Raw genomic sequence first — 25,065 nt, 5'->3', positions numbered from 1 at the left:
TCAGTCCTTGTCGAGCCCGCCCGACATGTTGAGCCGCTCGGCGGTCATGTAATCAGGCGCGTCGAGGCAGAGCCAGACGACGGCCTCGGCCACTTCCGCAATCTCGGCACGGCGGCCGAGCGGGATGCGGCGGGTGCGCTCGTCGAGAAAGGCCTGCAAATCGTCGCGGCCATTGGCACGGGCAAGGTCGATTTCGGTCGAGCGCTGCATTTCGGTGTCCATCATGCCCGGCGCCAGGCTGTTGACCAGCACGCCATAGGGCGCGAGCGCCACTGCCGCGGCGCGGGTGATGGAATCGACGCCGGCCTTGCTCGCCGTGTAGGCGGTGTAGTCGGGCAGCGCCATGCGCGAGCCCGGCGAGGTGATGTTGATGATGCGCCCGGAGCGCTGCTCCCGCATCACCCGGCCCGCCGCCTTGCAGGCCATGGCAAGGGCTGTGACATTGAGCGCCAGCGTACGCGTCCAGGCCTTGAAGGTGGCGTCGAGGAAGGGCTCGATCACGCCATAGCCGGCATTGTTGACCAGGATGTCGATGCCGCCCCAGCGCGCGACGACTTTTTCGACGGCCGCTTCCGGCGCGCCTTCCCCCGTGAAATCGCTGACGATGCTTTCGGTTTCCGTGCCGGTTTCGCCGATCTGCCTGGCGGTCTCGGCGAGCCCATCGCCGTTGATATCGGTGACCGCGACGAAACAGCCGCGACGCGCCAGCTGAACCGCCACCTCGCGGCCGAGCCCGCCGGCAGCGCCTGTGACCAGCGCCCTGAGCGGCATCTTGTTTCGATTTTGGGCAGGCAAGCGAGCACCCTCCCGGAGGCGATCTTGACGAAATTGATACCGGTACCATAAATGGCTGTCAACGGCTATGTGCTATTGTCCTTGGACTGTAGTATCGGCGGGAGTTGGGAGGAAAAGATGAGAGTCGTCGCGCTCGAAACGCTGCAGCTGGCCGAATTCCCGTTCCTGTTCTGGTTGCGCGTCCACACCGACGCCGGCCTTGTCGGAACCGGCGAGACCTTCTGGGCGCCGGGGCCGGTCGCCGCCTACATCCACGACAATGTCGCGTCCTATCTCTTGGGCAAGGACCCGCGCGACATCGAGTTGCACGACCGCACGCTGGGCAGCGTCTATGTCGGCGCGCGCGATTCCGGCGCCGAGGTGCGCGGCAATTCCGCCGTCAACATCGCGCTGTGGGATATTTATGGCCAGGCGCTCGGCGAGCCGGTCTGGCGGCTGCTTGGCGGGCGCACCCACGCGACCGTGCCGATCTACAACACTTGCGCCGGCTACAAGCATGTGCGCGCCACGAAGAAGAATGCCCTTTTCGAACGCGGCGAGGACTGGTCGCTCAATTCAGGCGATTCGAATGAAGGTCCGTATGAAGACCTGCTCGCCTGGCGCTACAATGCCGGCGATCTCGCCAAAAGCCTGAAGTCGGAAGGCATTGGCGCCATGAAAGTCTGGCCGTTCGACATCGCCGCCGAGGCCTCGAACGGCAGCCGCATCTCGCTTGTCGATCTCGACAAGGCGCTGGAGCCCTTCCACAAGATCCGCGACGCCGTCGGCCGCGACATGGAGATCATGGTCGAACTGCATGGGCTGTGGACCTTGCCGCCGGTGCTGCGCATCGCCGAGGCGCTGAAACCCTATGACGTCGCCTGGCTGGAAGAGCCGATCCGCTACAACGAACTCAACGCCATGGCCGAGCTCGCCCGCCACACCTCCATCCCGATCGCCGCCAGCGAAAGGCTGGCGTCGCGGCAGATGTTCAAGCAGTTGATCGACAAGCGCGCGGCTAGCGTGATCATGATCGACCTCGCCTGGTGCGGCGGCCTGTCCGAGGCGCGCAAGATCGCCAACATGGCCGAAGCCAGCGAACTGCCTGTCACCTTGCACGACTGCACCGGACCGATCGTCTATGCGGCGAGCTGCGCCTTGTCGGCGACCTTGCCGAACGTCAATTACCAGGAAGCGGTACGCGCCTACTTCACCGGCTGGTACACCGAGATCGTCGCCGACATCCCGCCGGTCCAGGACGGTCATGTCGCGCCGCTCGAAGGGCCGGGCCTTGGCCTCAGCCTGCGGCCGGAGCTGTTCCAGCGGCCTGACGCAGCCGTGCGGATCACCAGACTCTAGCCTCTCGCACAGCTCGGTCAGAGCCAGTAGACATTATGCTATTATAATCTATGATGCGTCGAAGCGGGCGACCAACAAGCCCGCCGCCGGCGCTCTGCCGCCCGGCGCCAGATGCATTCAGGGAGGCTTTGGTGGCAATGTCTGCGGCGCGTGCACGCGAGGATTCCAGGAGTGCGTCAAATCTGCCCGACCGGAAAATCCTGCTCGACCTGTTCGAACGCATGGTGCTGCTGCGCCGCTTCGAAAGCATCGCCCAGATCGCCTGCCGCAAGGGCGAAACGCCCGGTTTCCTGCACCTCTATATCGGCGAGGAGGCGACCGGCGTCGGTGTCTGCGCGCATCTCAGGCCCACCGACTGGGTGACCTCGACCCATCGCGGGCACGGCCATGCGCTGGCGAAGGGCGCCGATCCCGGCCGGGTGATGGCCGAGCTGTTCGGCAAGGCCGATGGTATCTGCGGCGGGCGCGGCGGCACCATGCATCTCTATGACCGCTCGGTCGGCCTGTTCGGCACCAATGGCATCGTCGCCGCCGGCATCGGCCATGCCGTCGGCATCGGCATGAGCGCGCGCCAGCAAGGCCGCGACGATATCGGCGTCGCCTTCTTCGGCGATGGCGCCGCCAATCATGGCGGCTTCCACGAGGCGCTCAACTTCGCGGCCGTGCAACGCGCGCCCGCCATCTTCATCTGCGAGAACAATCTCTACGCCACCGCGACGCCGCTCAAATCCGTCACGCTCAATCCCGAGATCGCCAGCAAGGCGGCGTCCTATGGCATGCCCGGCGTCGCCGTCGACGGCAACGACGTCTTCGCTGTCTGGCTGGCGATGAAGGAAGCCACCGAACGCGCCCGCGCCGGCAAGGGCCCGACGCTGATCGAGGCCAAGACCTATCGCACGGTCGGCCACCACGAAGGCGATCCGGTCATCGGCACCTACCGGACGCAGGAAGAACTCGACGCCTGGATCAAGCGCGATCCGATCGACATGTTCCGCAGGAAACTGATCGAGGACTACGGCATTGCCGACGCCGAGGCGCTTGCAGCAATAGAGGCGCGGATCGAGACCGTGGTCAAGCAGGCGCTGACCTTCGCCCGCAACTCGCCCGAGCCTGATCCGGCCACCGTGCGCCTGCATGTTTTCGCCGACCCGATCAATCCGCCCGCCGCCCTGCAGCCGCGCGCGGTCGGCGAGACGCGCATGCAAGGCTGGCTGGAGGCGGTGCGCGACGGCCTCGCCGAGGAAATGCGCGCCAATCCGGCGATCCTTTATTTCGGCGAGGGCACCGGCGAGCGCGGCGGCAGTTTCGCGCACACCAAGAACCTGTGGCAGGAGTTCGGCGCCGAGCGGATGGTCGATACGCCGATCTCCGAACAAGGCTTTACCGCCGCCGCCGTCGGCGCTTCGGCCACCGGCGCGCGGACCGTCTCGGATCTGATGTTCGCCGACTTCGCCTTCGAGACCGCCGGCCAGATCTTTCTGCAGGCCGCCAAGCTGCGCTACATGACCAGCGGCCTGATGAGCGCGCCGATGGTGGTGCGCGTCGGTGCCGGCGCGCTGCGCAGTTCCGGGCCGCATCACAGCGGCATCTACCATCCGATCTTCGCCCACATGCCCGGCCTCATCGTCTGCGTGCCTTCGACCCCGGCGGATGCCAAGGGGTTGATGAAGACCGCGCTGCGGGCCGGCGATCCCGTCATCATGCTGGAGCCCAAGGCGCTGTTTGCCTCCAAAGGCGAGGTGCCGGTCGGCGAGCATTTTGTGCCGTTCGGGGTCGCGCGCATCGCCCGGACCGGCACCGACATCACCATCGTCGCCGCCGGCCAGATGGTGCAGCGCGCCCTTGAAGCCGCCGAAGCGCTGGCCGGCGAAGGCATCGAGGCCGAGGTGATCGACCCGCGCACCATCATGCCGCTCGATATCGACAGCATCGTCGCCAGCGTCCGCAAGACCCATCGCCTGCTCGTCGTCGACGAGGCCTGGGCGATGTGCGGGCTGGGCGGCGAGATCGCCCAGGCGATCAACGAACTCGCCTTCGACGAACTCGACGCACCGCCCGGACGATTGCACACGGCGCCGACCTCGCATCCCTTCGCACCGGTGCTGGAGCGCGCCATGCTGGTCGATACGGCCCGGATCGCGCAAGGCGTGCGCGACGTCATCGCAGGCCGGCCGCCAGTGCCGGATCACTGGTATACGGTCGGTCTGAAAAGCGCTGCGCCGGCTAAACCAACCCCTGCCCCCGTCAAGGTGGTGCCACCCGCGCCATCGGCCCAGCCCCCGGTCGCCGCCAGCGACGACGAGCCGGTGACAATGCCGTTCGGCGACCTAACGGTGAGCGAAGGCACTGTCATCAAATGGCTGAAGGCGGTCGGTGATCCCGTCAAGGAGGGGGAGCTGATCGCAGAGATCGAGACCGACAAGGCCGTGGTCGAGATCGAGGCGCCGGTCAGCGGAACGCTTGCCGCCATCGATCAGCCGGTTGGCGCGGTGGTGCCGATGGGCGGCCGCATCGGCGGGGTCAAGAAATAGACCACTTCCGTACATCAAATCCGAAGGACTGGCATGAAGATCCTGTGCGCCAACTGGCAAGCCGCCGACGAGGCCGAACTCGAGCGCGAGCATTATCCCGACATCGAGTTCATCCTCGCCCGCTCGACCAATGACAAGGCCGCCGCGCTCGATCCGGCCGTCTGCCAGACGGCCGACGCCGTCATCAACTATTCGCCGACCCACAATGTCGCCGCCGCCCCGTCGGCCTTTCCCAAGGCACGCATCGCGGTGCGTTCCGGCGTCGGCTTCGACAACATCGACACGGCAGGCTGGGGCGCACGCAAGATCCCGGCCTGCAATGTGCCGGATTATGGCACGACCGAGGTCGCCGACCACGCCATCGCCCTGATGCTGGCGCTGACACGCGGCACCTCGGCCTATGGCGCTGAACTTCGCAATGGAGCCGAAGGCTGGCATTTTTCCAAGGCGCCGCTGGTGAGAAGGCACAAGGGCGCCACCTTCGGCATTGTAGGGCTCGGTCGTATCGGGCTCGCCACCGCGCGCCGTGCCGCCGCTTTCGACATGAAGGTGGTATTCTATGATCCGCACCTCCTGTCCGGCGTTGATCTCTCGACCGGCTACGAACGCGTCCATTCGCTGGCGGAGTTGATGGGGCGAGCCGATGTGGTGAGTGTCCACGCACCGCTCAGCGAAGAAACCCGCAAGCTGCTCGGCGCGGCGACCTTCGCCGCCGCCAGGCCAGGCCTCGTGCTGATCAACACCGCGCGCGGCCCGATCGTCGATCTCGACGCGCTGGAGACGGCGATGCGCAACGGCACGGTCAGCGGTGCCGGGCTTGACGTGCTGCCGAACGAACCGGGCGATCTCGACCATCCGCTGCTGGCGGCGTGGCGCAATCGCGAGCCGTGGATCGCCAATCGCCTGATCGTCACCCCGCATGCCGCCTTCTACAGCCCGGCATCGATGCGCGACCTCAGGCTGAAATCGATCGAAGTCGTGCACGCCTATCTTGCCGAGGGCCGGCTCACCAACTGCGTCAACTCCGAGTATCTGAAATGAATGCAGCGGCGGTGCAGGCGAGGCGTCTCGCGGTTTCCCCATACGCCCGCCGCCTGGCGCGCGAGCGTGCGCTGCCGCTCGAGACGCTTCGGGGCAGCGGTCCGGGTGGGCGCATCCTGGCCGCCGATGTGCTGAGCTTCGCCACGCCCGCGCGGCCTGTCGGTCAGCCTGCTGTCGAGGCCGCTCCAGCCTCCCCTTCCGTCGCCGCATCCAGCATCGCCGCCTTTGCCACATCGATAGCACTGGGCGCTCTGAAAGACCTTCTGGCCGCCATGGAAAGTACGGGGAGGGTGTTCGACATCGACGATGTGCTCTTGCGTGCGGCAGGTAGAGCATTCGATGAATCCCCAGATATCGATCGGGGCGCCGATGCTTGCGTGGCATTGGAACTGCCCGGCCGGCAAGCAGTGTTCGCGACAGTTCCGGAGATATCCCTGACATCGATGCGCGCAGCGCGGCTTGCATCCCTGCGTGGCGACCGTGACGACGCGGGAAAGTTCGCGGTTCTATCTCTGCGGCCTCTCCCCGCAAGCAGCATTCGGCCGATTATGATGCCACTTCTGCCCGGCCGTGCCATGCGCTTGACCGTTTCGCTCGACACGGCCGGCAATCAAGCCGAGTGCCTGCTGATAACGGATGCCTCGAGCGTCGATGAGTCAAACGCCGCCGCTTGGCTCGCTACCCTGAAATCGACCATCGAACACCCGCTTCGGCTCTTCGTCTGAGAGGGTTGATCATTGCCGCCGTTGCCTAGCCTCAAGCGAAGGAAGCTATTATAAAAGCTTCGACACAGGCGCGACGAGGCACATGGACCATTCCGTTCCCACCATCGAAAGTCTTCCCAAGCGCACGCTCGGCCGCGCCAATGGGCCGCTTTACCGGCAGCTCGCCGACATCCTGCGCGAGCCGATCGGCAACGGCACCTTCCCGGTCGGCGGCGAGCTGCCCAAGGAAGCGACCATCGCCGAGCATTTCGGCGTCAGCCTTATCACCGTGCGCCAGGCGCTGCGCGATCTCGAGGCCGACGGCCTGATCAGGAAGCGCTCGGCCAAGCCCGCAGTGGTGGCGGCGCGCAGCCCTTCGGTCAATCTGAGCTGGAAGTTCAAGAATTTCGCCGACATGGCGGCCTTCACAAAGGATGCCGAACTGACGGTCAAATCCTATCGCAAGGAGGTTTCCCCCGTGCTTCAGCGCCATTTCGGCATGGCCAAGGACGAGGCTGGCTACTGCTTGCGCGGCATCCTGTCGGTGGGTGAGCAGAAGAAGGCCCAGATCACCAGCTATTTCCCGCCTTCTGTCGGAGCGAAGCTGAAGCGGGACGATTTTTCCGACGTGCTGATCTTTCGTTCGGTGCAACGGCATCTCGGCCTGCGGCTGGACGTCGCGCATGTCACGGTCCGCGCCGAGATCGCCGACGAGGTCATCGCGGACGACCTCGGCATCGCGCTGGGCAGTGCAGTCCTGAGTGTGGAGATGCTCTACCAGTCGGCCGACCAGCAGAGCATCGAGTTTACCATCGCGCGGCATCCTGCCGATCTCTTCAGCATCAGCTACGACGCGCCGAACGACCTCGCCTGAACCCGATCGGCGGGATTTCACGCCGATTTCGTCGTCTCGGCCATGGACAGCTTTATAAAATTATAATAGCATCATAGCTAGGATGGAGGCTGCGTCGAGAACCATGATCGAACGTGGAAGCGCAGCCGCATCCGACGTCGAGCATTTGCCTGGTGCGTGTCGCCCAAGTGCACAGTGGTCCTGGGTAGCGGCATGCACAAAACAAAGTCTGTTCATAAGGGGGTGTGCGGCGAAGGCACTTGATAGGCAGCGGCGTTCGCGCGGCTGACACCAAACACGGGAGGAGGAAATCATGAAAGCAGGCGCATTCTTCGCCGGCCTTGCGGTGATCGCGACGACTTTGCTGTCGATTGATGCCGTGCCGGCCAACGCACAGGACAAGAAGCCCTACACCATTTATCTGTCCAACAATTTCGTCGGCAACGACTGGCGCCAGCAGATGCTGCGCAGCGCCGACATCGCGGTCAAGAAACCGCCGCTTGCCGGTCGCGTCGACCTCAAGGTCGAGGTGGTCGAGACCACGGTCCAGGCGCAGATCAATTCCCTCAACAACATCATTCGCAACAAGCCCGACGCCATCGTGATCGACGCGGGCTCCGGCGAAGCGCTCAACCCGACTATCGAGAAGGCCTGCAAGGCCGGCATCGTGGTCATCGCCTTCGACCAGATCGTTAGCGCGCCCTGCGCTTACACGATGGAGTCCGACTGGGGCCGGGCACCGCGCGTGGAGGCCGAATGGCTGGTCAAGAAACTCGGTGGCAAGGGCAAGATCCTCGTTGACCGCGGACTTGCCGGTGCTCCGATCTCCGCCCAACTGCAGGGTGGTTTCGAGGAAGTCATCAAGAAATATCCCGGCATTGAAGTTGTCGGCTATTTCAACGGCGACTATGCACTGGGACCGGAACAGGCCGGCGTCGCCAGCCTGCTGGCGGCGCACCCACAAGTCGACGCCATCTTCGTCCAGGGCTATGGCGCCGGAGCCATCAAGGCGCTGCAGGACGCCGGTCGTCCGATCGTTCCCATCACCGGCAGTCCGTTCAACCTGACGACGACGACCTGTGCGCAGACCCATGGCGCCCAGTGCATCCTTGCGCCCAACCCTGCCTATCTGTCGGCCGAGGCCTTGAAACTCGCGGTGGAGATACTGGACGGCAAGAAGCCGGCGGAGAAGAAGATCCTGCTGCGCAACGCCTTCCTTACCACCGATCCGGTCCCGTCGGAATTGTATCCCGACGCGACCATGCAGAAGATAGAGGTCGGCAAGAATGCCTTTCCGGACATGGCGCCGGGCCTGTTTCTTCCAGTCAGCCCGGACTGGGTTGAAATCACCCCGGCCGAGGCTGCCGGCTCGAAATGACGATGCCTGCCGATCGGTGACGAAATGATCGCCTCCAGGTCTCTCCAATGCGCCTTGGCTTAAATTGACAAGGCGCATTGGTACCGGTATCAATTTACACGCAGCACCCACCAAGATGGCGAAGTCCGTCACTGGCTGATGCAGGAAACGCAAGGAGGAGAGATCATGAAACTGAAGACAATTTGCGCCGGATTGGCAAGCCTTGCCGTGTCCGCGATCGCCATCGGCACGGCGCCTAGCCACGCCGAGGACAAGAAGCCCTACACCATCTATCTCTCGAACAATTTCGTCGGCAATGACTGGCGCCAGCAGATGGAACGCGTCGCCACGGTGTCGGTGAACAAGGGCCCGCTGAAAGGCCGCGTCGACCTCAAGATCGAGAATGTCGAGAACACCGTCCAGGCGCAGATCAATTCGCTGAACAACATCATCCGTCAGAAGCCGGACGCCATCCTCGTCGACGCCGGTTCGGATTCGGCGCTCAACCCGACCATCAAGAAGGCCTGCGACGCCGGCATCGTCGTCATCTCTTTCGACCAGGTGGTGACCGAACCCTGCGCCTTTGCCGTCGCTTCCGACTGGGATCGCATCCCCTCCGTGATGGCCGAGTGGATGGCCACCCAGCTTGGCGGCAAGGGCAACATCATCCTCGACCGCGGCCTGGCAGGCGCGCCGATCTCGGCCCAGTTGCAGCAAGGCTATGAGAAGGTGCTGGCCAAATATCCCGACATCAAGGTCGTCGGCTACTACAACGGCAACTACGCACTTGGGCCGGAACAATCCGGCGTGGCGGCGCTGCTTGCCGCCAATCCGAAGATCGACGGCATCATGACGCAAGGCTACGGCTCGGGCGCCATTCAGGCGCTGAAGGATGCCGGCCGGCCGATCGTCCCGGTCGTCGGCTTCTCCTACAATGTCGCCGCCGTCACCTGCGCGCAGACACAAGGGGCCAAGTGCATTCTTGGCTCCAATCCGGCCTATCTTTCGTCGGAAGCGATCAAGCTGGCGGTCGACATCCTCGACACCGGCAAGAAGCCGGCCGAGCGCTCCGTCTCGGTCAAGGGTGATTTCGTCACCACCGATCCCTTCGAGTCCAAGCTCTATCCGGGCACCAAGATGATCAAGATCGCGGTCGGCGAAAATGCCTTCCCCGACCAGGCGCCCGGCCTGACGCTGCCGATCACGCCCGACTGGGTCGAGATCACCGCTGCGGAAGCCGCCGGCTCGAAGTAACATCACGGGACCACGACCCTGTCTCCCGGCATCGCAAGATGTCGGGAGAGCTTTTCGAAGGCGCATCCATGGACCTCGTCACCGTCAAAGGCCTGTCCAAACGCTATGGCGGCATCGTTGCGCTGAGCGATGCGACATTCAGCGCCCGCGCCGGCGAGGTGCATGCGCTGCTCGGCGAGAACGGCGCCGGCAAGAGCACCTTCATCCAGATCCTGTCGGGCGCGGTGCGGCACGATGGCGGCTCGATCCTGGTCGACGGCCAGGACTATCGCCCTGCCAATCCGGACGTGGCCCAGGCGCGCGGCATTGCCGCCGTCTTTCAGGAACTGTCGCTGATCCCCGACCTCAGCGTGGAACAGAATATCTGGTTCCGCCACGAGCCAAGGACGTTGCTGCGCACCGTCAACCGCGCCGAGATGCGCCGCAGGACGCTTGCCTTGCTCGAAAGGTATGATTTTCCGGCGTTGCGTCCCGACCAGGAATTGCGGCGGCTGACGCTGGCCGAACGGCAGATCGTGGAGATCGCCAAGGGGTTGGCCAAGGACCCGCGCATCCTCATCCTCGACGAGGCGACCTCGGCTTTGCCCGCGCGTGAAGCCGAATGGCTGCTGAAGCTCACCCGGCAACTGGCGGCGGAAGGCAGGCTGGTCATCTTCATCTCGCACCGCATGGCCGAGGTGCGCGCCATCGCCGACCGGCTGACCATCTTCCGCAATGGCAGCACCGTCGCCGCGCACGAGGCCAACGCCGTGTCCGACAACGAGATCGTCACCCAGATGATCGGCCGGCATCTCGACCGGCTCTATCCCGAGCGGGTGGCCACGGCCACGGATCGCGTCGCGCTAAGGGTCGAGGGCCTGTCGAGCGGCAGCCGGCTCTCCGGTGTCGACTTTGCCTTGCGGGAGGGCGAGGTGCTCGGCGTCGGCGGCTTGCAGGGCCATGGCCAACGCGAGCTGTTCCAGGCACTGTTCGGCGCCAGCAGGGCGAGCGGTGCCGTCGAGCTGTGGGGCAAGCCGGTCGCGATCAGCAATCCACGCCAGGCTTTGACCGGCAGGGATGGCATCGCCCTGGTGCCGGAGGACCGGCGCGGGCAAGGCCTGCTCCTTACCAAGAGCGTGCGCGAGAACCTGACGCTGTCGGTGATCAAGCGCTTCACCGAAAACGGCTTGCTCAGCCGGCAAAAGGAAGCGGCTCTGGTCAAGGAGATGGTCGATTTCCTGCGCATCAAGGCCGGCACGCCTGAGCAGCTCGCCGGTACCTTGTCGGGCGGCAACCAGCAAAAGGTGATCTTCGGCAAGATGCTGTTGACGCAAGCGCGCGTGCTCTTGCTCTACGACCCGACGCGGGGCGTCGACGTCGGCACCAAGGGCGAGATCTTCCAGCTGATGCGCGACCTCGCCGCCAAGGGTTACGCGATCCTGTTCCATTCCAGCGACATGCCGGAACTCGTCCATGTCGCCGACCGCGTGCTGGTCATGCGCGACGGCCGTATCGCCGCGACGCTGGAGGGCGATCGCATCTCCGAGGCCGGCATCTTGCGCGCCGCCATGCTTGAACGCGAGGCGGCTTGAGGCATGGTCATGGCGAGCGCGGAGCAGACTGGCGAGATGATGCAAAGGCCGGCCGACATGAAGTCAACCACCCCGGCCATCGATTGGCGCGGCCGCTTGCTCGACCGCGCGCCGTTCCTGGTCGCCTGCCTGATGCTGGCATTGATTGTCGGCATCTACGGCAGCCTGCAATCCGGCGTCTTCACGCTGGATGAACTCAATCTCGACACCGCCGCGGCGATGACGCTGATGCTGGCGGCGACGGGCCAGACCATCGTGCTGCTGCGCGGCGGCATCGACCTGTCGATCGGCGGCATGATCAGCCTTGGCACGGTGATCGCCGCGACACGGTTCGCCGATGATCCGTCAACCACCGGGTTCTGGGCGTTGGCCATCCTTGCGCTCGGTTTTGTCATCGGCGCGATCAACGGCCTGCTGATCTCACTGCTCAAGCTGCAGCCCTTCCTGGTGACGCTCGCGACATGGTCGATCCTCAACGGTGTCGCCATGATCATCCTGCCGACCGACGGCGGCAGCATTCCCACATGGTGGGTCGGCTTTGCCTCCACGCAGCTCTTCGGCCTCACCAGCCCGGTCTGGATGTTGCTGGTCCTGCTGCTGTTCTGGTGGTGGTTCCGCGCCACCCGGGTGGGCATTTCGATCCAGGCAACCGGATCGAACGAAAAATCGGCCTTCCTGTCTGGTGTCTCCATCACCCGCGTCAATCTCGTCACCTACGGCCTGTCCGGCCTGTTCGCGGCGGGCGCGGCGCTGTTCCTGGTGACACAGACCGGTGCCGGTTCGCCGACCATCGGCAAGGACTACATCCTCCCTTCGGTGGCGGCGGCGGTCATTGGCGGCGTCAGCCTGTTCGGCGGCCGGGGCCATCTAGCCGGCACGCTGATCGGCGCCTTCGTGCTCACCCTCATCGGCAACCTCGTCTTCGTGCTGCATGTATCGAGCTACTGGCAGCCGGTCGCGTCCGGTGTCATCCTGCTGCTCTCGGTGCTGGCCAGTTCCGTCGCCGAGAAAACCGCAAGGGGCCGCGTCCAATGAGTGCCTTCCTCGCCCGCAACCGGCTGATTGTGCTCGCCTATGCCGGCGTGGTCGTGCTGCTCCTGGTCACGGCGCTGTTCTCGCCCGGCTTCCTCTCCGTCTCCAACATGCGCTCCACCGTCGTGCTGGCGGCCTTTGTCGGCATCGTCGCGCTCGGCCAGACCTTCGTCATCATCGGCGGCGGCATCGATCTCTCGGTGCCATGGGTGCTGAATTCGGCGGCGATCATCATGGCGCTGCTGTGCGGCGGGCAGGATCTGCCGCTGGTCTGGGTGATGCCGCTGCTGCTCGCCGGCGGCGCCTTCATCGGGCTGATCAATGGTGTCGGCGTCGCCCGGTTCGGCGTACCGCCGATCATCATGACGCTGGCCACCAACGTCATCCTGCAAGGCCTGATCCTGGTGCTGACCGGCGGCTCGCCGACCGCCTCGGCGCCGGCGCTGATCCAGTTCCTGTCGGTCGGCCGCATAGCCGGCTTTCCGGTCATCGCGCTGATCTGGCTCGCCCTGACGCTGGTGGCGACCGTGCTGCTCTCCAAGGCGGCCTTTGGCCGTCACCTCTATGCGCTCGGCACCAGCGCCACCGTGGCCGAATTCTCAGGCGTGCCGACGGCACGCACCACCATCCTGACCTATGTGATTTCGGGCCTTGCCGCCGCCTTCGCCGGCATGCTTTTGACCGGCTATTCCGGCCAGGCCTATCTCGGCATGGGTGATGCCTATCTGTTCACCTCGATCGCCGCGGTCGCCATTGGCGGCGCCTCGATCCTCGGCGGCAGCGGCCACTATCTCGGCACCGTCGCCGGCGCCATGGTGCTGACCATCCTCACTGGTCTTTTGCCGGCGCTCAACCTGTCGAGCGGCGCCCTGCTTGTCGTCTATGGCGCGGTGATCCTGCTCACGGTCTCGATCGGCAGCGAGGCCTTTGCCGGCCTCGGCGGCAGGCTGCGCAGGGGCTGAACGGAGGGAAGAATGGTCGAGATCACTTGTGTCGTCGATGCCAGGGCCGAGCTTGGTGAAGGCACGCTCTGGGACCCCAGGGCCGGCGTGCTCTGGTGGATCGACATCTGGAAGAAGCTGATCCATCGCTACGACCCCGCGACCGGCAAGGACGAGGTCTTCGAAACACCGGAATATCTCGGCTGCCTTGGCCTGCGCGAGAAGGGCGGCCTGGTGCTGACCATGACCAATGGCTTTCATTTCTTCGATCCGGCAACCGGCCAATTCGAGGCGATCGTCGATCCGGAAGCACATATGCCGAAGACCCGCTTCAACGACGGCAAGCCGGACCGCCAGGGCCGCTTCTGGTCGGGCTCGATGTTCGAGGTGGCGGGACAGCCGATCGAATTCATCGGCGCGCTCTACCGGCTCGATCCCGATCTCTCCGTGCACAAGGTGATCGACGGCATCGGCTGCTCGAACGGGCTGGCCTGGAGCCCGGACTCGAAGACCATGTACTTCTCCGACAGCCATGCCGGCGCGGTCTGGGCCTATGATTTCGACCCCGCCACCGGCGACATCGAGAACCGCCGCACCTTCATCGACATGACGGCAACAGGCGGCGTCGCCGACGGCGCCACGGTCGATGCCGAGGGCTGCTACTGGGTGACCATCCCTGTGACCAGCAAGGTCTGCCGCTACGATCCCGATGGCGAGCTGATGGAAACAGTGGTTCTGCCGACCGACCTGCCGACCTGTTGCGAGTTCGGCGGCAAGGACCTCGACATCCTCTACGTCACCTCTGCCGTCCTCAAGCGCCCGGCCAGCCATTTCGTGCGCCAGAAGAATCCGGGCGGTCTGTTCGCGCTCGACGTCGGCGTCAAGGGCCTGACCTTGCCGGCGTTCAAGGGCTGACGGCTTCGCTCAGACTGCCGACATGACCAGCGGCGTCTCGGTCCTGCGAGTCATTCCGGTAGCGAAACGACGCTCGAGGTAGCCTGCGTAGAGCGACAGCGGCCAGCACAGCGCGAAGTAGATCAGCGACACCGTACCGAACACCATCACCGGCTGGAAGGTCACAGTGTTGACCTGCGTGGCGGCCCGCGCAAGCTCGGTCAGGCCGATCAGCGAGGCGATCGATGTCGTCTTGACGATCTGCACCATGAAGCCGACGGTCGGCGGCAGCATCAGCCGCACCGCCTGCGGGATGATCACCAGCCGCAGCGTCCTGACAAAGCGGAAGCCGAGCGCCGTTGACGCCTCCCATTGTCCCTTTGGAATTGCCTCGATGGCGCCGCGAAAGATTTCGCCGAAAAAAGCACCGCCATTGAGCGAGAAGGTCACGGCCGCCGCCACCCAGGGGTCCGGCCGGTAGCCAAGGAACGAAGAACCGTAATAGGCCATGAATAGCTGGATCAGGATCGGCGTGCCCATGAAGAACTGGATGTAGCCCGCGGCCAGCCAGCGCAGCGGCCGCGCCGGCGCCACCCGGATCGCCGCCACCACGAGGCCGATCAGGCCGCCGCCGGCAAAGGCGATCAGCGCCAGAAGGATTGTCCAACGCGTTGCCAGAAGCAGGAACATCAGTTCGTTGGGGCCAAAATCGCGCAGGCTCATGATCTAGAGCCTGTTCCATCCCGATGGAATCGGGATGCGGCTCTATCTTCTTGCTTGAGCATGATCTCCTCCGAAAACCGGATTCCACTTTTCGGGATCATGCTCAGACCTTCCAGCGGAACATGAGCTTGCCGATGCCGGCAAAGAACAGGCTGGCCGCCTGCACCAGCACGAAATAGATGATGGCGATGACGATATAGACCTCGAAGCTGCGGAAGGTCTGCATGACGAGGTTGTTGGCCACCGCCGTCAGTTCTTCCGCGGCGATGGCGCCGACGATCGAGGTGCCCATGATCTGCAGGATGAACTGCGCCGACAGCGATGGGTAGACGGCGCGCGCCGCCGGCACCAGAACGACATGGCGGATGATGCGGTAGCGGCTGAGGCCGAGCGACTTGGCCGCTTCGATCTGCCCTTCGGGGATGGCCTCGATTCCGGCGCGCAGGATCTCGGTGGCGTAGGCGCCGAGATGGATCGACAGCGCCACGACCGCCGCCGTGTTGCTCGACAGTTTGAAGCCGAACAGCGGCAGCGAGAAGAAGACGAAATAAAGCTGGATCAAGAGCGGCGTGTTGCGGATCATCTCGACATAGGCAGCGATGAGCCACGACAGGAAGCGTGGGCCAAAACTGCGTCCGACGGCGCCAAGGACACCGATGGCGGTGCCGAACAGGATCGACAGCGCCGCCAGCTGGATGGACTTCTCCAGGCCGCGCAGCAACAGATCGAGATGCACCAGGATCTGGCCGAATTGCAGGGCGGTTTGCATGGGCATTCCGTCACGAGGTCGAGAAAGCGGGGCTGCTGCCATGCGCGGTCCCGCCGTGGAATGACGCGATCAGAAGACCGGCAGCACCGGCAGTGGCTGGTTGCGATACTTCATCGACAATGCATCCAGCGTGCCGTCCGCCTTCATGGTGAACAGCCAGGTGTTGATCCACTGGCGCAGATTGTCGTTGCCCTTGGCGACGCCGATGCCGAAGTAGAAGGTCTTCAGCACGTATTTCTGCTCGAAGGCGTCGCCGTTCCCGGCTTTCTTCAGGTAGATTTCGCCGTAATCACCGCCGCCCATGGCGTCGATCTGGCCCGACACCATCGCCTGCAGCAGCGAGGAATAGTCGTCGAAGCGCAGGATCTCGATGCCCGGATTGGCTTCGGCGGCCTTGGTCAGCAATCCGTCCTCGCCGGTGCCGCGCGTCAGGCCAACCTTCTTGCCGACGAGGTCGGCAACGCCCTTGATCGAGGTGCTCTTCGGCGCGATCACCACCGCCGACTGGCCGGCATAGGGAATCGAATAGTCGATCTGGATGGCGCGCGCCGGCGTGATCGAGAAGATCGAGATCACCGCATCGACCTGCTTGGTCAGCAAAGCCGGAATCCGGCCCGGCGAGGTGACGGTGACGAATTCCATAGGCACGCCCAGCGCCTCGCCCATCTTGTTGGCGACCTCGATGTCGAAGCCGGTCGGTTTCAGATTGGCGTCGAGAAAGCCGTAGGGCGGCGTGGTTGTGTCGATGGCAACGACCAGCTTGCCGCGCGAAATGATCTCATCGACCGACTGTGCCGAAGCGATCGACGGCAGCAGCGCCGACAGCGCCAGCACGATGCCGGCTAGCATCGCGTCCCTCAGGAAAGTCCGCATGTTTTCCTCCCATGCATTTTCTGGCGCCTCGTGTCGATATCGACGGTGCGGGGCGCCTGGCCACCCGACGATTTGAAACAGCTCGCTCGCGGACATCCCTTGCAAACCGGAGAGTCAGCGGCTCCTCTGCGAGTTATAATGGTATGCTATTATAATATTATTTGTCTGTCCATGCGCGTTCCGCTAGGGGGCTTCGCATTTGATACCGGTACCATATTTTTCATTTTGGACGTGAGTCAAGGGTGCCGGGGCAAGACGATGATGATCCCCGTGGCGCCGCTGAAGGCTGTCCGCTACCGGTGAGCGTGGCGTGCGGCGCGGCGAACGCTTTGCAAAAGGATGGCAAGGCAGCCGACGAGCAGGAGGGCGCCGCCGAGCAGCGGCGGCAATGCGAGCAGCTTCACCCCCGCGGTAACCGCGGCCACCAGGACCAGCGCCAGCAGCGCCAGACTGCCGTCATCGACGAACATGCCGAAGAATTCCCTGGCGACAAGGCGAAGGACGTTCATCGGGCGAGCCCTCCGGCGGCTGTGGGATTGGTGCCGCGCAGCCAGCGCACCATGGCGAAGGATGCCAGCGCGACGATGGCGAAGATGGCGAGCAGAGCAAGATCGGCGCCCGGCCAGTCGGCGCCGATGCCCTCGCCGGTCCAGAAGATGCCGAAGCTGGTCAGCATCAGGCCGACCACGAATTTGAGGGCGTTTTCCGGCACGCGCGCCAGCGGCCGGTGGACAGCGAGACCGGCAAGCATCACCAGGACGAAGGCGGCCAACGCGCCCATGCTCGCGTAAAATGTCTGCCCATGCGCGGCGCCGACAGCGATGACGATGAACACCACCTCCACCCCCTCGAGCAGCACCGCCTTGAACGAGGCCAGCCCGGCGAGGTAGTCGGCGCGCCGATCGTCAGCCTGCCGGTGCAGCGCGGCGGTTTCCTTGGCGAAGGCCGCCTCTTCGTCATGCAGGGCGATGACGCCGACGCTGCGCAGGATGGCTTTTCGCAGCCAGCGCATGCCGAACAGGATTAGCAGCACCCCGACGATGAACTGCAGCGTGTTGATGGGGACAAGCGCCAGCAGCGGCCCGAACGCCAGCACCAGGGTTGCCAGCACTGCCAGAGCCAGCGCAGCACCCGTCAAGGCCGGACGCCAGCTGCGTGTCACCCCGACCGCGAGCACAATGGTGAAGGCTTCGACGACCTCGACCAGGGAGGCGAGAAATGCCGCCGTGACTGTCGAGAGGATGGGTGTCAGTGTCTGCATCAAGGCTTCCTGTCTTGCTCGACCCTGATTCCCTGGGGGCGAATTCCCGGATCGTAGTCCAGAATCACCCTACGCGGCCAGCAGCCCAAAGCGTTCCGGCGGCAGCGCAAGCAGACGGGTGAAACTGGCCTCGATCAGATCAGCCCCGACATGTCGGAGAAGGCCATTGCCTTGCGTAGCAGCTCGGCGAAGCGCTCACCGGCCACCTCGCGCGGACCGCTGTTGTCGATCGAGGTGACGCCAGGGCCGGACAAGGTCACACTGGCGCTGCGCGCCAGCCGTGCCAGCACTTCGCCGCGCGACTCGCGGCCGCGCATCGCCAGCCGCTCGGCCAGCACCTGGGGCGAAGCGGTGATCTCGACGATCGCCAGATTGGCATAGCGTTCGCGCAAGGTGGGGATGACCGCGCGCGATACGTTGGCAACGGCGACGTGGCCATTGGAAACGGACCAGTCGACATCGGCGGGCAGGCCGTAGCGCAGGCCATGCGCTTCCCAGGAGATGGCGAAGGCGCCATCGGCCTCGGCCTCGGCGAAGGCGGCGTCGGCCAGCGTGTCGTGATCCTCGCTCGCCGCATCGCTCGGCCTGGTGATGACGCGGCGAACGAACTCCAGCTGCGTCTCGTCGGCGAAAAGCGCCTTGGCGTAACCGATCACCGTGTCCTTGCCGGCACCGCTAGGGCCTACGACGGCAACAAAGACGCCATGACGGATCGGAAAGGTTTCGGCGGACAGTTCGCGCTCGATCAAGGCCGACACCATCATGCCACCCGGCATCCCTGCCGCCACACGGTGCGCACGACCGGAACATGATCGTCGACGCGCACCCGCACCAGATCGGCGCGGCGTCCCTGTTCGATGATCCCGCGGTCGTCAAGGCCTACGGCCTGCGCCGGGTTCTTCGAGACCATGGCGACGGCCTGCGGCAGCGAAATGCCTTCGACCATGTCGCCGAGGAAGAAGGCCGACTGGATCAGGCTGAAGGGGATGTAGTCGGACGACAGGATGTCAAGCAGGCCGTCACTGGCCAGGGTGCGTGCCGAAACATTGCCCGAATGCGAGGCGCCGCGCATGACATTGGGCGCGCCCATCAGCACGCCGAGCCCGGCGGCCTTCGAGGCCCGCGCCGCTTCCTCTGTGGTCGGGAACTCGGCGACCCTCACGCCCTGCTCGATGGCCTCGTCGACATGAGCCGACGTGGCGTCGTCATGGCTGGCGAGCACGATGCCGCGCTCCTGGCAGGCGGCGGCGATGAAGACGCGGTTCGGTCCTGAATTGAGTGCCGACTCGCCCATCCGCTTCTCGCAAAATTTCTTGAAATCCTGATCCGAGAGCTTCAGCTTGCGCTGGTAGTAGTAGGCGTAGGTTTCAAGGTTGACGAACTGGCGCTGGCCGGGCGCATGATCCATCAGCGACGCCAGTTTCACCCTGTCGTCTGTCTCGAAATTGGCGAAGGCCCTCAGGCAGTCCGGTGCCGAGACTTCGCAGCGCAGATGGATGAAATGGTCTGCCCGCAGCCGCTCCTGCTGGACACTGTCCTCGATCGCATTGGCCAGCTTGCGGATGTCGTCCGATGTTAGGTCGGCGTCCTCGTCCATGCCGACGCGGAGCGCATCGAGCACGGTGGTGATGCCGGCGGTCGCCACCTGCGCGTCATGGGCAAGCACCGCGGCGATCGGGTTCCAGCGCACTTTCGGCCGTGGCGCATAGTGGCCCTCGAGATGGTCGGTGTGGAGTTCGACCAGTCCTGGAATGATGAAGTCGCCGCCCATGTTCTCGCCGGTCCGGGCCGCGCCGGCATCGATGCCGGCGATAAAGCCGTCGCGCAACACCAGCGAGCCTTCGACGATCTCGTCGGCAAGAACGATGCGGGCGTTGGAAAGAACAGTTTCGGCGGTCATTGCGGCTGGTCCTTGCTTCTTCCGGCGCCTGTCAGGCGGTTTTTCTGGCCGGGCGGCGTCCAAGCGCGTGCTGGGACAGCACCATGAACGGCGCACCGGGTTCGAGTTCGACAAACAATGTCAGCGCATCCACCAGCACGGGCTGGCGCAACACATCGGCGAAAAGGCCGTCGATCGCCGCGCGCAGGCGAGGGCTTTCCTGTGGCCCGGCCCGGCCCGACAGGGTCATGTGGAAGCGGAAGGTCTCGAAAACATAGGGATAGCCCCACTGGCAGAGATTGCGAAACTCGGCAGGCTTCAGCAAATCCGGGCTGCGCCGCTCGATCTCGGCCTCGCTCAACGGCGCGCGAAACCGGTCGAAATCGCGCACGACGTCGTCGGCGAAGCGGTTGAGCGGAGGCAGCGGACCATCCGGCACCAGCGCGAAGAAGCTGTCGATCTGGCTGACGACCAGACGCGGGATCGTCACAACCGGCGTTGTTTCGGCAAAATGGTCTAGCGCCGCGCGCAGCGAAGCCTCGGTCTCGGTGGCGGCCAGGCGGAAGGGCGCTTTCAGCGTGGCGTGAAAGCCATAGCGGCGCGCCGAAGCGGTGTGGAAGGCCACCTCCGCCGCCGACAGGTCGGCCACGGCCTCAACCGGGCCGGTCGCGGCACCGAACGGGTCGCGGCCCAGCCAGTTGGCGGCGATACGCGCCAGCAGCTCGTCCTGCCTGGGGGTGAAATAGATGGCATAACGCATGGGAAGTCCTCGTCAGAAACGTTGCCATAGGTGATTTCCATGACGGATTGACGAAGCTTTGAAGGGTTTTCGAAGGCAAATCGACCCTCAGGGTCGTTAGCCGACGATTTTTCCCAACTGGACCAACAAATTCAACCGGAAACGCATAACGGTCAGGCCTTCATCAACCATTCGTGCTCGGGCGCGTTGTGGAATTTCCACGTCCGCTTCGGCCCGGCCATCACATTGAGGTAATAGAGGTCATAGCCATGGCAGGCGGCACAAGGGTGATAGCCCTTGGGCACCAGCACGACATCGCCGTCCTCGATCGCCATGGCTTCGTCCAGCGCGCGCCGGCCATCCTTGTCGGCGTCGGTATAGACGCGCTGGAAGGCAAAACCCTGCGGCGGGTTGAGGCGGTGGTAGTAGGTTTCCTCGAGATAGGATTCAGCGGGCAGATTGTCCTGGTCGTGCTTGTGCGGCGGGTAGCTCGACGTGTGGCCGCCGGGCGTGATGACCTCGACCACCAGCAGCGAGTCGGCCGGCTGCCCCTCAGGCAGGATGTTGGTGACGTAGCGCGTGTTGGTGCCCTTGCCGCGCACCTCCTGGCCGAGATCGTCCGGCCCGATCACCCGGACCGGCAAGCCGCCGCCAAGGCCGGGCGCCGAGCATACCGCGAGTTCCAGCTCGGTATCGGCCGTCACCGACCAGTCCGATCCCTGCGGCACGTAGACCGACCACGGCTTGCCCTCGAAAGGCGACATGCGCTCGCCGAGCAGGCCGAGATCCTTGCCGCCGGCTTTTGCCGTACCCTTGCCGGTCACGAAGACCAGGCAGACTTCGCGGTCGTCCGACTGTCCCGAGGCGCTCTGGCCGGGCTTCAGCCGATGCAGATCGAAACCGACATAGGTCCAGCCAGCGCCTTGCGGCGTGACATGCGCGACGCGGCCATTGCCCTTGTCGGCTTTGACGAGCAGTTTCGACATTTTTGTCTCTCCTATCGCAAATCTTCGAGATCGGCCGAAGCCTCCCAACTTCGTCATCCTAGGGCGTAGCAGGAGCGAAGCTCCGTCGCGGAGACCCTAGGATCCATTCCGTGACCCCGCAGCGGAGCGGAGCGGAATTCTGCACCGTCGCAACGCTTCAATCCAACGGCATGGATCCTAGGGTCTGCGCCGCGTCGCTGCGCTCCTTGCTCTGCCCTAGGATGACGAAGCGAGGAGCGTTTCGGCCAATCACCAACGTATGCGATCCGTTACGCACGTATCCAATCCACTGGAACTTCTTCCATCATTCCTTGGGTTCGATGCCGACCTTGGGTTCCTCAGGCGTCGCCTTCGCCTCCTCCACGGGCTTGTACAGATAAAAAAACTGCCAAACGGCATAGCCGGCGAAGCCCAGCGCAATCACGCCCCAGAACGGCGTGCCGCTGGCGAACTCGATGATCAACCAGATGACGCAGACCGCGACGACGGCGATGCGCCGCCAGAGCGGCCGGAAGAACGGGTGTTCATAATCTTTCATCGCGCCATCCGAGAGTTGCTGGACCAGTTCTCAGATAAGCCACCCGTGGCGACCAATCCAGCCTTCAGGCATTCGGGAAGCCCTGCGTCTCGACCGTGTAGCCGGCAGCGGTCATCACCCGCATCAGCTCCTTGTAGCCGACCTGCGCCATCTTGAGCGGCGGGTTCTTCCTGGGGTCCTGCTCGGCTTCGACCACGAACCAGCCTTCATAGCCGTGGTCGGCGAAGCGCTGCACGATGGCGCCGAAATCGAGCGAGCCGTCGCCCGGCACGGTGAAGGCGCCGAGCGCCACGGCGTCGAGGAAGGACTGCTTCCCACGGTCGAGCTTGTCAATCACATCCATGCGCACATCCTTCACATGGACATGGCTGATGCGCTTGTGGTGGTTGTCGATGGCGCGCAGCACATCGCCGCCGGCAAACGCCAGATGGCCGGCATCGAGCAGCAGCGGGATTCCTTCGCCGGAATGGCGCATGAAGGCGTCGAGTTCCGGCTCGGTCTCGACTACCGCCGCCATGTGGTGGTGGTAGGAAAGCGGCATGCCTTGCTCGGCGCACCATTCGCCGAATTCCGTCAGGCGCCGCGCGTAGGCCTTCATTTCGTCGCCCGAAAGCTTCGGCTTGGTGGCGAGCGGCCTGGAGCGGTCGCCCTGGATCGAGCGTCCGACCTCGCCATAGACGATGCAGGGCGCGTCGACCGCCTTGAACAGGTCGATCATCGGCTGGATGCGGTCCTTGTTCGCAGCCATCTCCTCGTCGACCAGCGTGCCGGAAAACCAGCCGCCGCATAGCGTGACGTCGGCGGCCTTCAGGATCGGCAGCATCACCTTTGGGTCCTTGGGAAAGCGCCGGCCCATTTCCATGCCGGTGAAACCGGCAGAGCGCGACTGGCGCAGACACTCTTCCAGCGACACGTCATCGCTCAGTTCGGCAAGATCGTCGTTCCACCATGCGATGGGGGACATGCCCAGTTTGGCTTTCAAGTCGTCACTCCGGGTTAGAACTGCTTATTACCTGTTGGTTGGCGCTGCTCCTCATCCGCCTGCCGGCACCTTCTCCCCGTATAGGAACGGGGAGAAGGAAGGAGCTTCAGCGCCGGCGTCAATCGCCGATGGTCTGCATCTGCCGCTTCTCGTCATAGGCCTTGCGCGCCGCGTTCACCTGCGGCCGCACCGAGACCTCGGGCACCGCCACGTCCCACCAGTGCCCGCCGGCATCGGTGGAAACCAGCGGGTCGGTGTCGATGACCAGCACGGTGGTGCGGTCGTTCTTTTTCGCCTGAGCCAGCGCCGTCTCCAGCCCGGCGATCGACGAAACTTTTTCTGATATCGCGCCCATGCTGGCGGCATGCGCGGCAAAGTCGACATCGGGCAGGATCTCGTGGCGCGAGTCCTTCAACAGGTTGTTGAAGTTGGCACCGCCGGTCGCCATCTGCAGCCGGTTGATGCAGCCGAACCCCCTGTTGTCGAGCAGCACGATGGTCAGTTTCAGGCCGAGCATCACCGAGGTGGCGATCTCGGAATTCAGCATCAGATAGGAGCCGTCGCCGATCATGACGACGATCTCCTCGTTGGGCTTGGCCATCTTGGTGCCGAGCCCGCCGGCGATCTCGTACCCCATGGTCGAAAAGCCGTATTCGGCATGGTAGGAGCCGGGCGCGCCCGCCTGCCAAAGCTTGTGCAATTCGCCCGGCAGCCCGCCGGCCGCGTGCAGCAGCGTCACGCCGGAACCCATGGCGCGCTGCACGGCGCCGATCACCTGCGCGTCGGACGGGAACGCGGCGTTGGTCGACGCCGTCACCTTGGCCGCTTCGGCCTCCCAGGCCTTCTTGCCGCTGGCCGCATTGTCGGCCCAGGCGGCAGGCGCCTTCCAGCCTTTCAGCGCGGCGCCCAATTCGGCGAGCCCTTCCGCGGCGTCAGCGACCAGCGGCAGCGCCCGGTGCTTGCCGGCGTCGAAGGGCTGTACGTTGAGCCCGATGATGGTCTTGCCGGAATTCTTGAACAGCGCCCATGAGCCGGTGGTGAAATCCTGCAGGCGCGTGCCGATGGCGAGTACGACGTCGGCCTCTTCGGCCAGCCGGTTGGCGGCCGAGGTGCCGGTGACGCCGACCGCCGCCATGTTGAGCTTGTGATCGTCCGGCAGCGAGGACTTGCCGCCTTGCGTCTCGCAGACCGGAATGCCGGCGCCTTCGGCGAACTTCGCCAGTTCGTCGGAAGCCTGCGAATAGAGAACGCCGCCGCCGGCGATGATCAGCGGCTTCCTGGCTCCCTTGAGTGCCGTGACGGCGGCGGCCAATTCGCCACGGTCCGGGCGCGGCCGGCGCTGGCGCCAGACCCGCACGGCAAAGAAGCTCTCGGGATAGTCATAGGCCTCGGCCTGTACGTCCTGGCAGAGCGACAGCGTCACCGGGCCGCAATCGGCCGGATCGGTCAGCACCTGCATGGCTCGGCTCAGCGCCGGTATGATCTGCTCCGGCCGCGTGATGCGGTCGAAATAGCGCGACACCGGCCGGAAACAGTCGTTGACCGTCGCGGTGCCGTCCGAAAAATCCTCGGCCTGCTGCAGCACCGGGTCGGGGATGCGGTTGGCGAAGACGTCGCCCGGCAAAAACAGGACGGGCAACCGGTTCACGTGGGCGAGTGCCGCCGCCGTCACCATGTTCAGCGCGCCGGGGCCGATCGAAGAGGTCGCGGCCATGAAGCGGCGACGGAAATTGGCCTTGCCGTAGGCGATCGCCGCATGCGCCATCGCCTGCTCGTTGTGGGCGCGGAAGGTCGGCAGCTCATCGCGCACCTGGTAAAGCGCCTCGCCGATGCCGGCGACATTGCCATGGCCGAAGATCGCCCAGACGCCGCCGAAGATCGGCACCGTCTTGCCGTCGATCTCGGTCATCTGGCGGGACAGGAAGCGGGTCAGCGCCTGCGCCATCGTCAGGCGGATTGTCTTGCTCATGGTTGTTTCCTCCGCAGTCCCTGTGTCGCGGCCTG

The 25,065-nt window shown here is 64.6% G+C and carries 24 protein-coding genes; 11 read left to right on the top strand and 13 right to left on the bottom strand.

Translation table 11 applies throughout. The annotated features are described in order from the left end of the window. Positions 1-795, bottom strand: a complete 795-nt coding sequence (locus tag EN850_RS10325; protein WP_127871226.1) for an SDR family oxidoreductase — start codon at positions 793-795, stop codon at positions 1-3. A 117-nt stretch (positions 796-912) separates the two neighbouring features. On the opposite strand from EN850_RS10325, the gene EN850_RS10320 reads away from it, so the two are divergent. From EN850_RS10320 to EN850_RS10270, 11 genes are all read left to right on the top strand, one after another. Further along, positions 913-2,133, top strand: coding sequence for a mandelate racemase/muconate lactonizing enzyme family protein (locus EN850_RS10320; RefSeq protein WP_136091173.1), 1,221 nt, complete (start codon positions 913-915; stop codon positions 2,131-2,133). 137 nt (positions 2,134-2,270) lie between these two features. Further along, positions 2,271-4,664, top strand: coding sequence for a thiamine pyrophosphate-dependent enzyme (locus EN850_RS10315; protein ID WP_246689172.1), 2,394 nt, complete (start codon positions 2,271-2,273; stop codon positions 4,662-4,664). 33 nt (positions 4,665-4,697) lie between these two features. Further along, positions 4,698-5,705 (top strand): C-terminal binding protein, encoded by a 1,008-nt coding sequence (locus EN850_RS10310; RefSeq protein ID WP_127871223.1) that lies wholly within the window; start codon positions 4,698-4,700, stop codon positions 5,703-5,705. After that, positions 5,702-6,430, top strand: coding sequence for an E3 binding domain-containing protein (locus EN850_RS10305; RefSeq protein ID WP_136091171.1), 729 nt, complete (start codon positions 5,702-5,704; stop codon positions 6,428-6,430). Before EN850_RS10310 ends, EN850_RS10305 begins: the two co-directional genes overlap by 4 nt. An 82-nt stretch (positions 6,431-6,512) precedes the next feature. After that, entirely contained in the window at positions 6,513-7,283 is a 771-nt protein-coding gene (locus EN850_RS10300) for a GntR family transcriptional regulator (protein ID WP_136091170.1), read from the top strand. Between the two features lie 292 nt (positions 7,284-7,575). Beyond that, the gene (locus tag EN850_RS10295; RefSeq protein ID WP_135930217.1) at positions 7,576-8,640 is read left to right on the top strand and encodes a sugar ABC transporter substrate-binding protein; all 1,065 of its coding nucleotides are present in this window, start codon (positions 7,576-7,578) and stop codon (positions 8,638-8,640) included. A 165-nt stretch (positions 8,641-8,805) separates the two neighbouring features. After that, entirely contained in the window at positions 8,806-9,873 is a 1,068-nt protein-coding gene (locus EN850_RS10290; protein WP_135930218.1) for a substrate-binding domain-containing protein, read from the top strand. A 68-nt stretch (positions 9,874-9,941) separates the two neighbouring features. Next, entirely contained in the window at positions 9,942-11,444 is a 1,503-nt protein-coding gene (locus tag EN850_RS10285; RefSeq protein ID WP_245464333.1) for a sugar ABC transporter ATP-binding protein, read from the top strand. 57 nt (positions 11,445-11,501) lie between these two features. Next, positions 11,502-12,479 carry an ABC transporter permease gene (locus EN850_RS10280; protein WP_246689171.1) on the top strand — a complete coding sequence of 326 codons (978 nt, stop codon included), beginning with the start codon at positions 11,502-11,504 and terminating at the stop codon, positions 12,477-12,479. Then, positions 12,476-13,438: an ABC transporter permease gene (locus tag EN850_RS10275; RefSeq protein WP_136091168.1), complete on the top strand. Its 963-nt coding sequence runs from the start codon at positions 12,476-12,478 to the stop codon at positions 13,436-13,438. The genes EN850_RS10280 and EN850_RS10275 overlap by 4 nt, the downstream gene beginning before the upstream one ends. 12 nt (positions 13,439-13,450) lie before the next feature. After that, on the top strand, positions 13,451-14,332 hold the full coding sequence (locus tag EN850_RS10270; protein WP_136091167.1) for an SMP-30/gluconolactonase/LRE family protein: 882 nt from the start codon (positions 13,451-13,453) through the stop codon (positions 14,330-14,332). Between the two features lie 9 nt (positions 14,333-14,341). Here EN850_RS10270 and EN850_RS10265 read toward each other — a convergent pair whose 3' ends face one another. The 12 genes from EN850_RS10265 to iolD form a co-directional block, all read right to left on the bottom strand. After that, on the bottom strand, positions 14,342-15,034 hold the full coding sequence (locus EN850_RS10265; protein WP_127280478.1) for an amino acid ABC transporter permease: 693 nt from the start codon (positions 15,032-15,034) through the stop codon (positions 14,342-14,344). Positions 15,035-15,137: 103 nt separating this feature from the next. Continuing rightward, complete coding sequence (locus EN850_RS10260) at positions 15,138-15,803, bottom strand: amino acid ABC transporter permease (RefSeq protein WP_136091166.1); 666 nt, start codon at positions 15,801-15,803, stop codon at positions 15,138-15,140. Positions 15,804-15,872: 69 nt separating this feature from the next. Further along, positions 15,873-16,676: a transporter substrate-binding domain-containing protein gene (locus EN850_RS10255; protein WP_136091165.1), complete on the bottom strand. Its 804-nt coding sequence runs from the start codon at positions 16,674-16,676 to the stop codon at positions 15,873-15,875. Between the two features lie 293 nt (positions 16,677-16,969). Further along, positions 16,970-17,185 (bottom strand): hypothetical protein, encoded by a 216-nt coding sequence (locus tag EN850_RS10250; protein ID WP_127279298.1) that lies wholly within the window; start codon positions 17,183-17,185, stop codon positions 16,970-16,972. Continuing rightward, positions 17,182-17,937, bottom strand: coding sequence for a COG4280 domain-containing protein (locus EN850_RS10245; protein WP_136091164.1), 756 nt, complete (start codon positions 17,935-17,937; stop codon positions 17,182-17,184). The genes EN850_RS10250 and EN850_RS10245 overlap by 4 nt, the downstream gene beginning before the upstream one ends. A 134-nt stretch (positions 17,938-18,071) precedes the next feature. Continuing rightward, positions 18,072-18,701, bottom strand: a complete 630-nt coding sequence (gene phnN, locus EN850_RS10240) for a phosphonate metabolism protein/1,5-bisphosphokinase (PRPP-forming) PhnN (RefSeq protein WP_167531402.1) — start codon at positions 18,699-18,701, stop codon at positions 18,072-18,074. Continuing rightward, positions 18,698-19,837, bottom strand: coding sequence for an alpha-D-ribose 1-methylphosphonate 5-triphosphate diphosphatase (locus tag EN850_RS10235; RefSeq protein WP_136091163.1), 1,140 nt, complete (start codon positions 19,835-19,837; stop codon positions 18,698-18,700). Before EN850_RS10235 ends, phnN begins: the two co-directional genes overlap by 4 nt. 31 nt (positions 19,838-19,868) lie before the next feature. Then, positions 19,869-20,576, bottom strand: coding sequence for a DUF1045 domain-containing protein (locus EN850_RS10230; protein ID WP_136091162.1), 708 nt, complete (start codon positions 20,574-20,576; stop codon positions 19,869-19,871). A 152-nt stretch (positions 20,577-20,728) separates the two neighbouring features. Continuing rightward, the gene (gene iolB, locus EN850_RS10225; RefSeq protein ID WP_127279305.1) at positions 20,729-21,541 is read right to left on the bottom strand and encodes a 5-deoxy-glucuronate isomerase; all 813 of its coding nucleotides are present in this window, start codon (positions 21,539-21,541) and stop codon (positions 20,729-20,731) included. A gap of 304 nt (positions 21,542-21,845) precedes the next feature. Continuing rightward, a complete protein-coding gene (locus EN850_RS10215) occupies positions 21,846-22,079 on the bottom strand; it encodes a DUF3329 domain-containing protein (protein WP_136091161.1) in 234 nt (77 codons plus the stop codon). A 64-nt stretch (positions 22,080-22,143) separates the two neighbouring features. Further along, positions 22,144-23,061, bottom strand: coding sequence for a myo-inosose-2 dehydratase (iolE, locus tag EN850_RS10210; RefSeq protein WP_136091160.1), 918 nt, complete (start codon positions 23,059-23,061; stop codon positions 22,144-22,146). Between the two features lie 118 nt (positions 23,062-23,179). Continuing rightward, a complete protein-coding gene (iolD, locus tag EN850_RS10205; RefSeq protein WP_136091159.1) occupies positions 23,180-25,030 on the bottom strand; it encodes a 3D-(3,5/4)-trihydroxycyclohexane-1,2-dione acylhydrolase (decyclizing) in 1,851 nt (616 codons plus the stop codon). Positions 25,031-25,065: the final 35 nt, after the last annotated feature.

Origin of the sequence: Mesorhizobium sp. M8A.F.Ca.ET.207.01.1.1, assembly GCF_004794715.1 — a bacterium.
Lineage (GTDB): Bacteria > Pseudomonadota > Alphaproteobacteria > Rhizobiales > Rhizobiaceae > Mesorhizobium.
This window is presented reverse-complemented; position numbering and strand designations above follow the sequence as displayed.

Excerpts from the sequence above, each read along its gene's own strand:
- EN850_RS10275 (WP_136091168.1), top strand. The coding sequence starts at position 12,476 with ATGAGTGCCTTCCTCGCCCGCAACCGGCTGATTGTGCTCGCCTATGCC.
- EN850_RS10320 (WP_136091173.1), top strand. The coding sequence starts at position 913 with ATGAGAGTCGTCGCGCTCGAAACGCTGCAGCTGGCCGAATTCCCGTTC.
- EN850_RS10270 (WP_136091167.1), top strand. The coding sequence starts at position 13,451 with ATGGTCGAGATCACTTGTGTCGTCGATGCCAGGGCCGAGCTTGGTGAA.
- EN850_RS10250 (WP_127279298.1), bottom strand. The coding sequence starts at position 17,185 with ATGAACGTCCTTCGCCTTGTCGCCAGGGAATTCTTCGGCATGTTCGTC.
- EN850_RS10290 (WP_135930218.1), top strand. The coding sequence starts at position 8,806 with ATGAAACTGAAGACAATTTGCGCCGGATTGGCAAGCCTTGCCGTGTCC.
- EN850_RS10230 (WP_136091162.1), bottom strand. The coding sequence starts at position 20,576 with ATGCGTTATGCCATCTATTTCACCCCCAGGCAGGACGAGCTGCTGGCG.
- EN850_RS10255 (WP_136091165.1), bottom strand. The coding sequence starts at position 16,676 with ATGCGGACTTTCCTGAGGGACGCGATGCTAGCCGGCATCGTGCTGGCG.
- EN850_RS10315 (WP_246689172.1), top strand. The coding sequence starts at position 2,271 with ATGTCTGCGGCGCGTGCACGCGAGGATTCCAGGAGTGCGTCAAATCTG.
- EN850_RS10260 (WP_136091166.1), bottom strand. The coding sequence starts at position 15,803 with ATGCAAACCGCCCTGCAATTCGGCCAGATCCTGGTGCATCTCGATCTG.
- EN850_RS10300 (WP_136091170.1), top strand. The coding sequence starts at position 6,513 with ATGGACCATTCCGTTCCCACCATCGAAAGTCTTCCCAAGCGCACGCTC.
- EN850_RS10280 (WP_246689171.1), top strand. The coding sequence starts at position 11,502 with ATGAAGTCAACCACCCCGGCCATCGATTGGCGCGGCCGCTTGCTCGAC.
- EN850_RS10265 (WP_127280478.1), bottom strand. The coding sequence starts at position 15,034 with ATGAGCCTGCGCGATTTTGGCCCCAACGAACTGATGTTCCTGCTTCTG.
- iolD (WP_136091159.1), bottom strand. The coding sequence starts at position 25,030 with ATGAGCAAGACAATCCGCCTGACGATGGCGCAGGCGCTGACCCGCTTC.
- iolB (WP_127279305.1), bottom strand. The coding sequence starts at position 21,541 with ATGTCGAAACTGCTCGTCAAAGCCGACAAGGGCAATGGCCGCGTCGCG.
- EN850_RS10245 (WP_136091164.1), bottom strand. The coding sequence starts at position 17,937 with ATGCAGACACTGACACCCATCCTCTCGACAGTCACGGCGGCATTTCTC.
- EN850_RS10215 (WP_136091161.1), bottom strand. The coding sequence starts at position 22,079 with ATGAAAGATTATGAACACCCGTTCTTCCGGCCGCTCTGGCGGCGCATC.
- EN850_RS10310 (WP_127871223.1), top strand. The coding sequence starts at position 4,698 with ATGAAGATCCTGTGCGCCAACTGGCAAGCCGCCGACGAGGCCGAACTC.
- EN850_RS10285 (WP_245464333.1), top strand. The coding sequence starts at position 9,942 with ATGGACCTCGTCACCGTCAAAGGCCTGTCCAAACGCTATGGCGGCATC.
- phnN (WP_167531402.1), bottom strand. The coding sequence starts at position 18,701 with ATGATGGTGTCGGCCTTGATCGAGCGCGAACTGTCCGCCGAAACCTTT.
- EN850_RS10295 (WP_135930217.1), top strand. The coding sequence starts at position 7,576 with ATGAAAGCAGGCGCATTCTTCGCCGGCCTTGCGGTGATCGCGACGACT.
- EN850_RS10235 (WP_136091163.1), bottom strand. The coding sequence starts at position 19,837 with ATGACCGCCGAAACTGTTCTTTCCAACGCCCGCATCGTTCTTGCCGAC.
- EN850_RS10305 (WP_136091171.1), top strand. The coding sequence starts at position 5,702 with ATGAATGCAGCGGCGGTGCAGGCGAGGCGTCTCGCGGTTTCCCCATAC.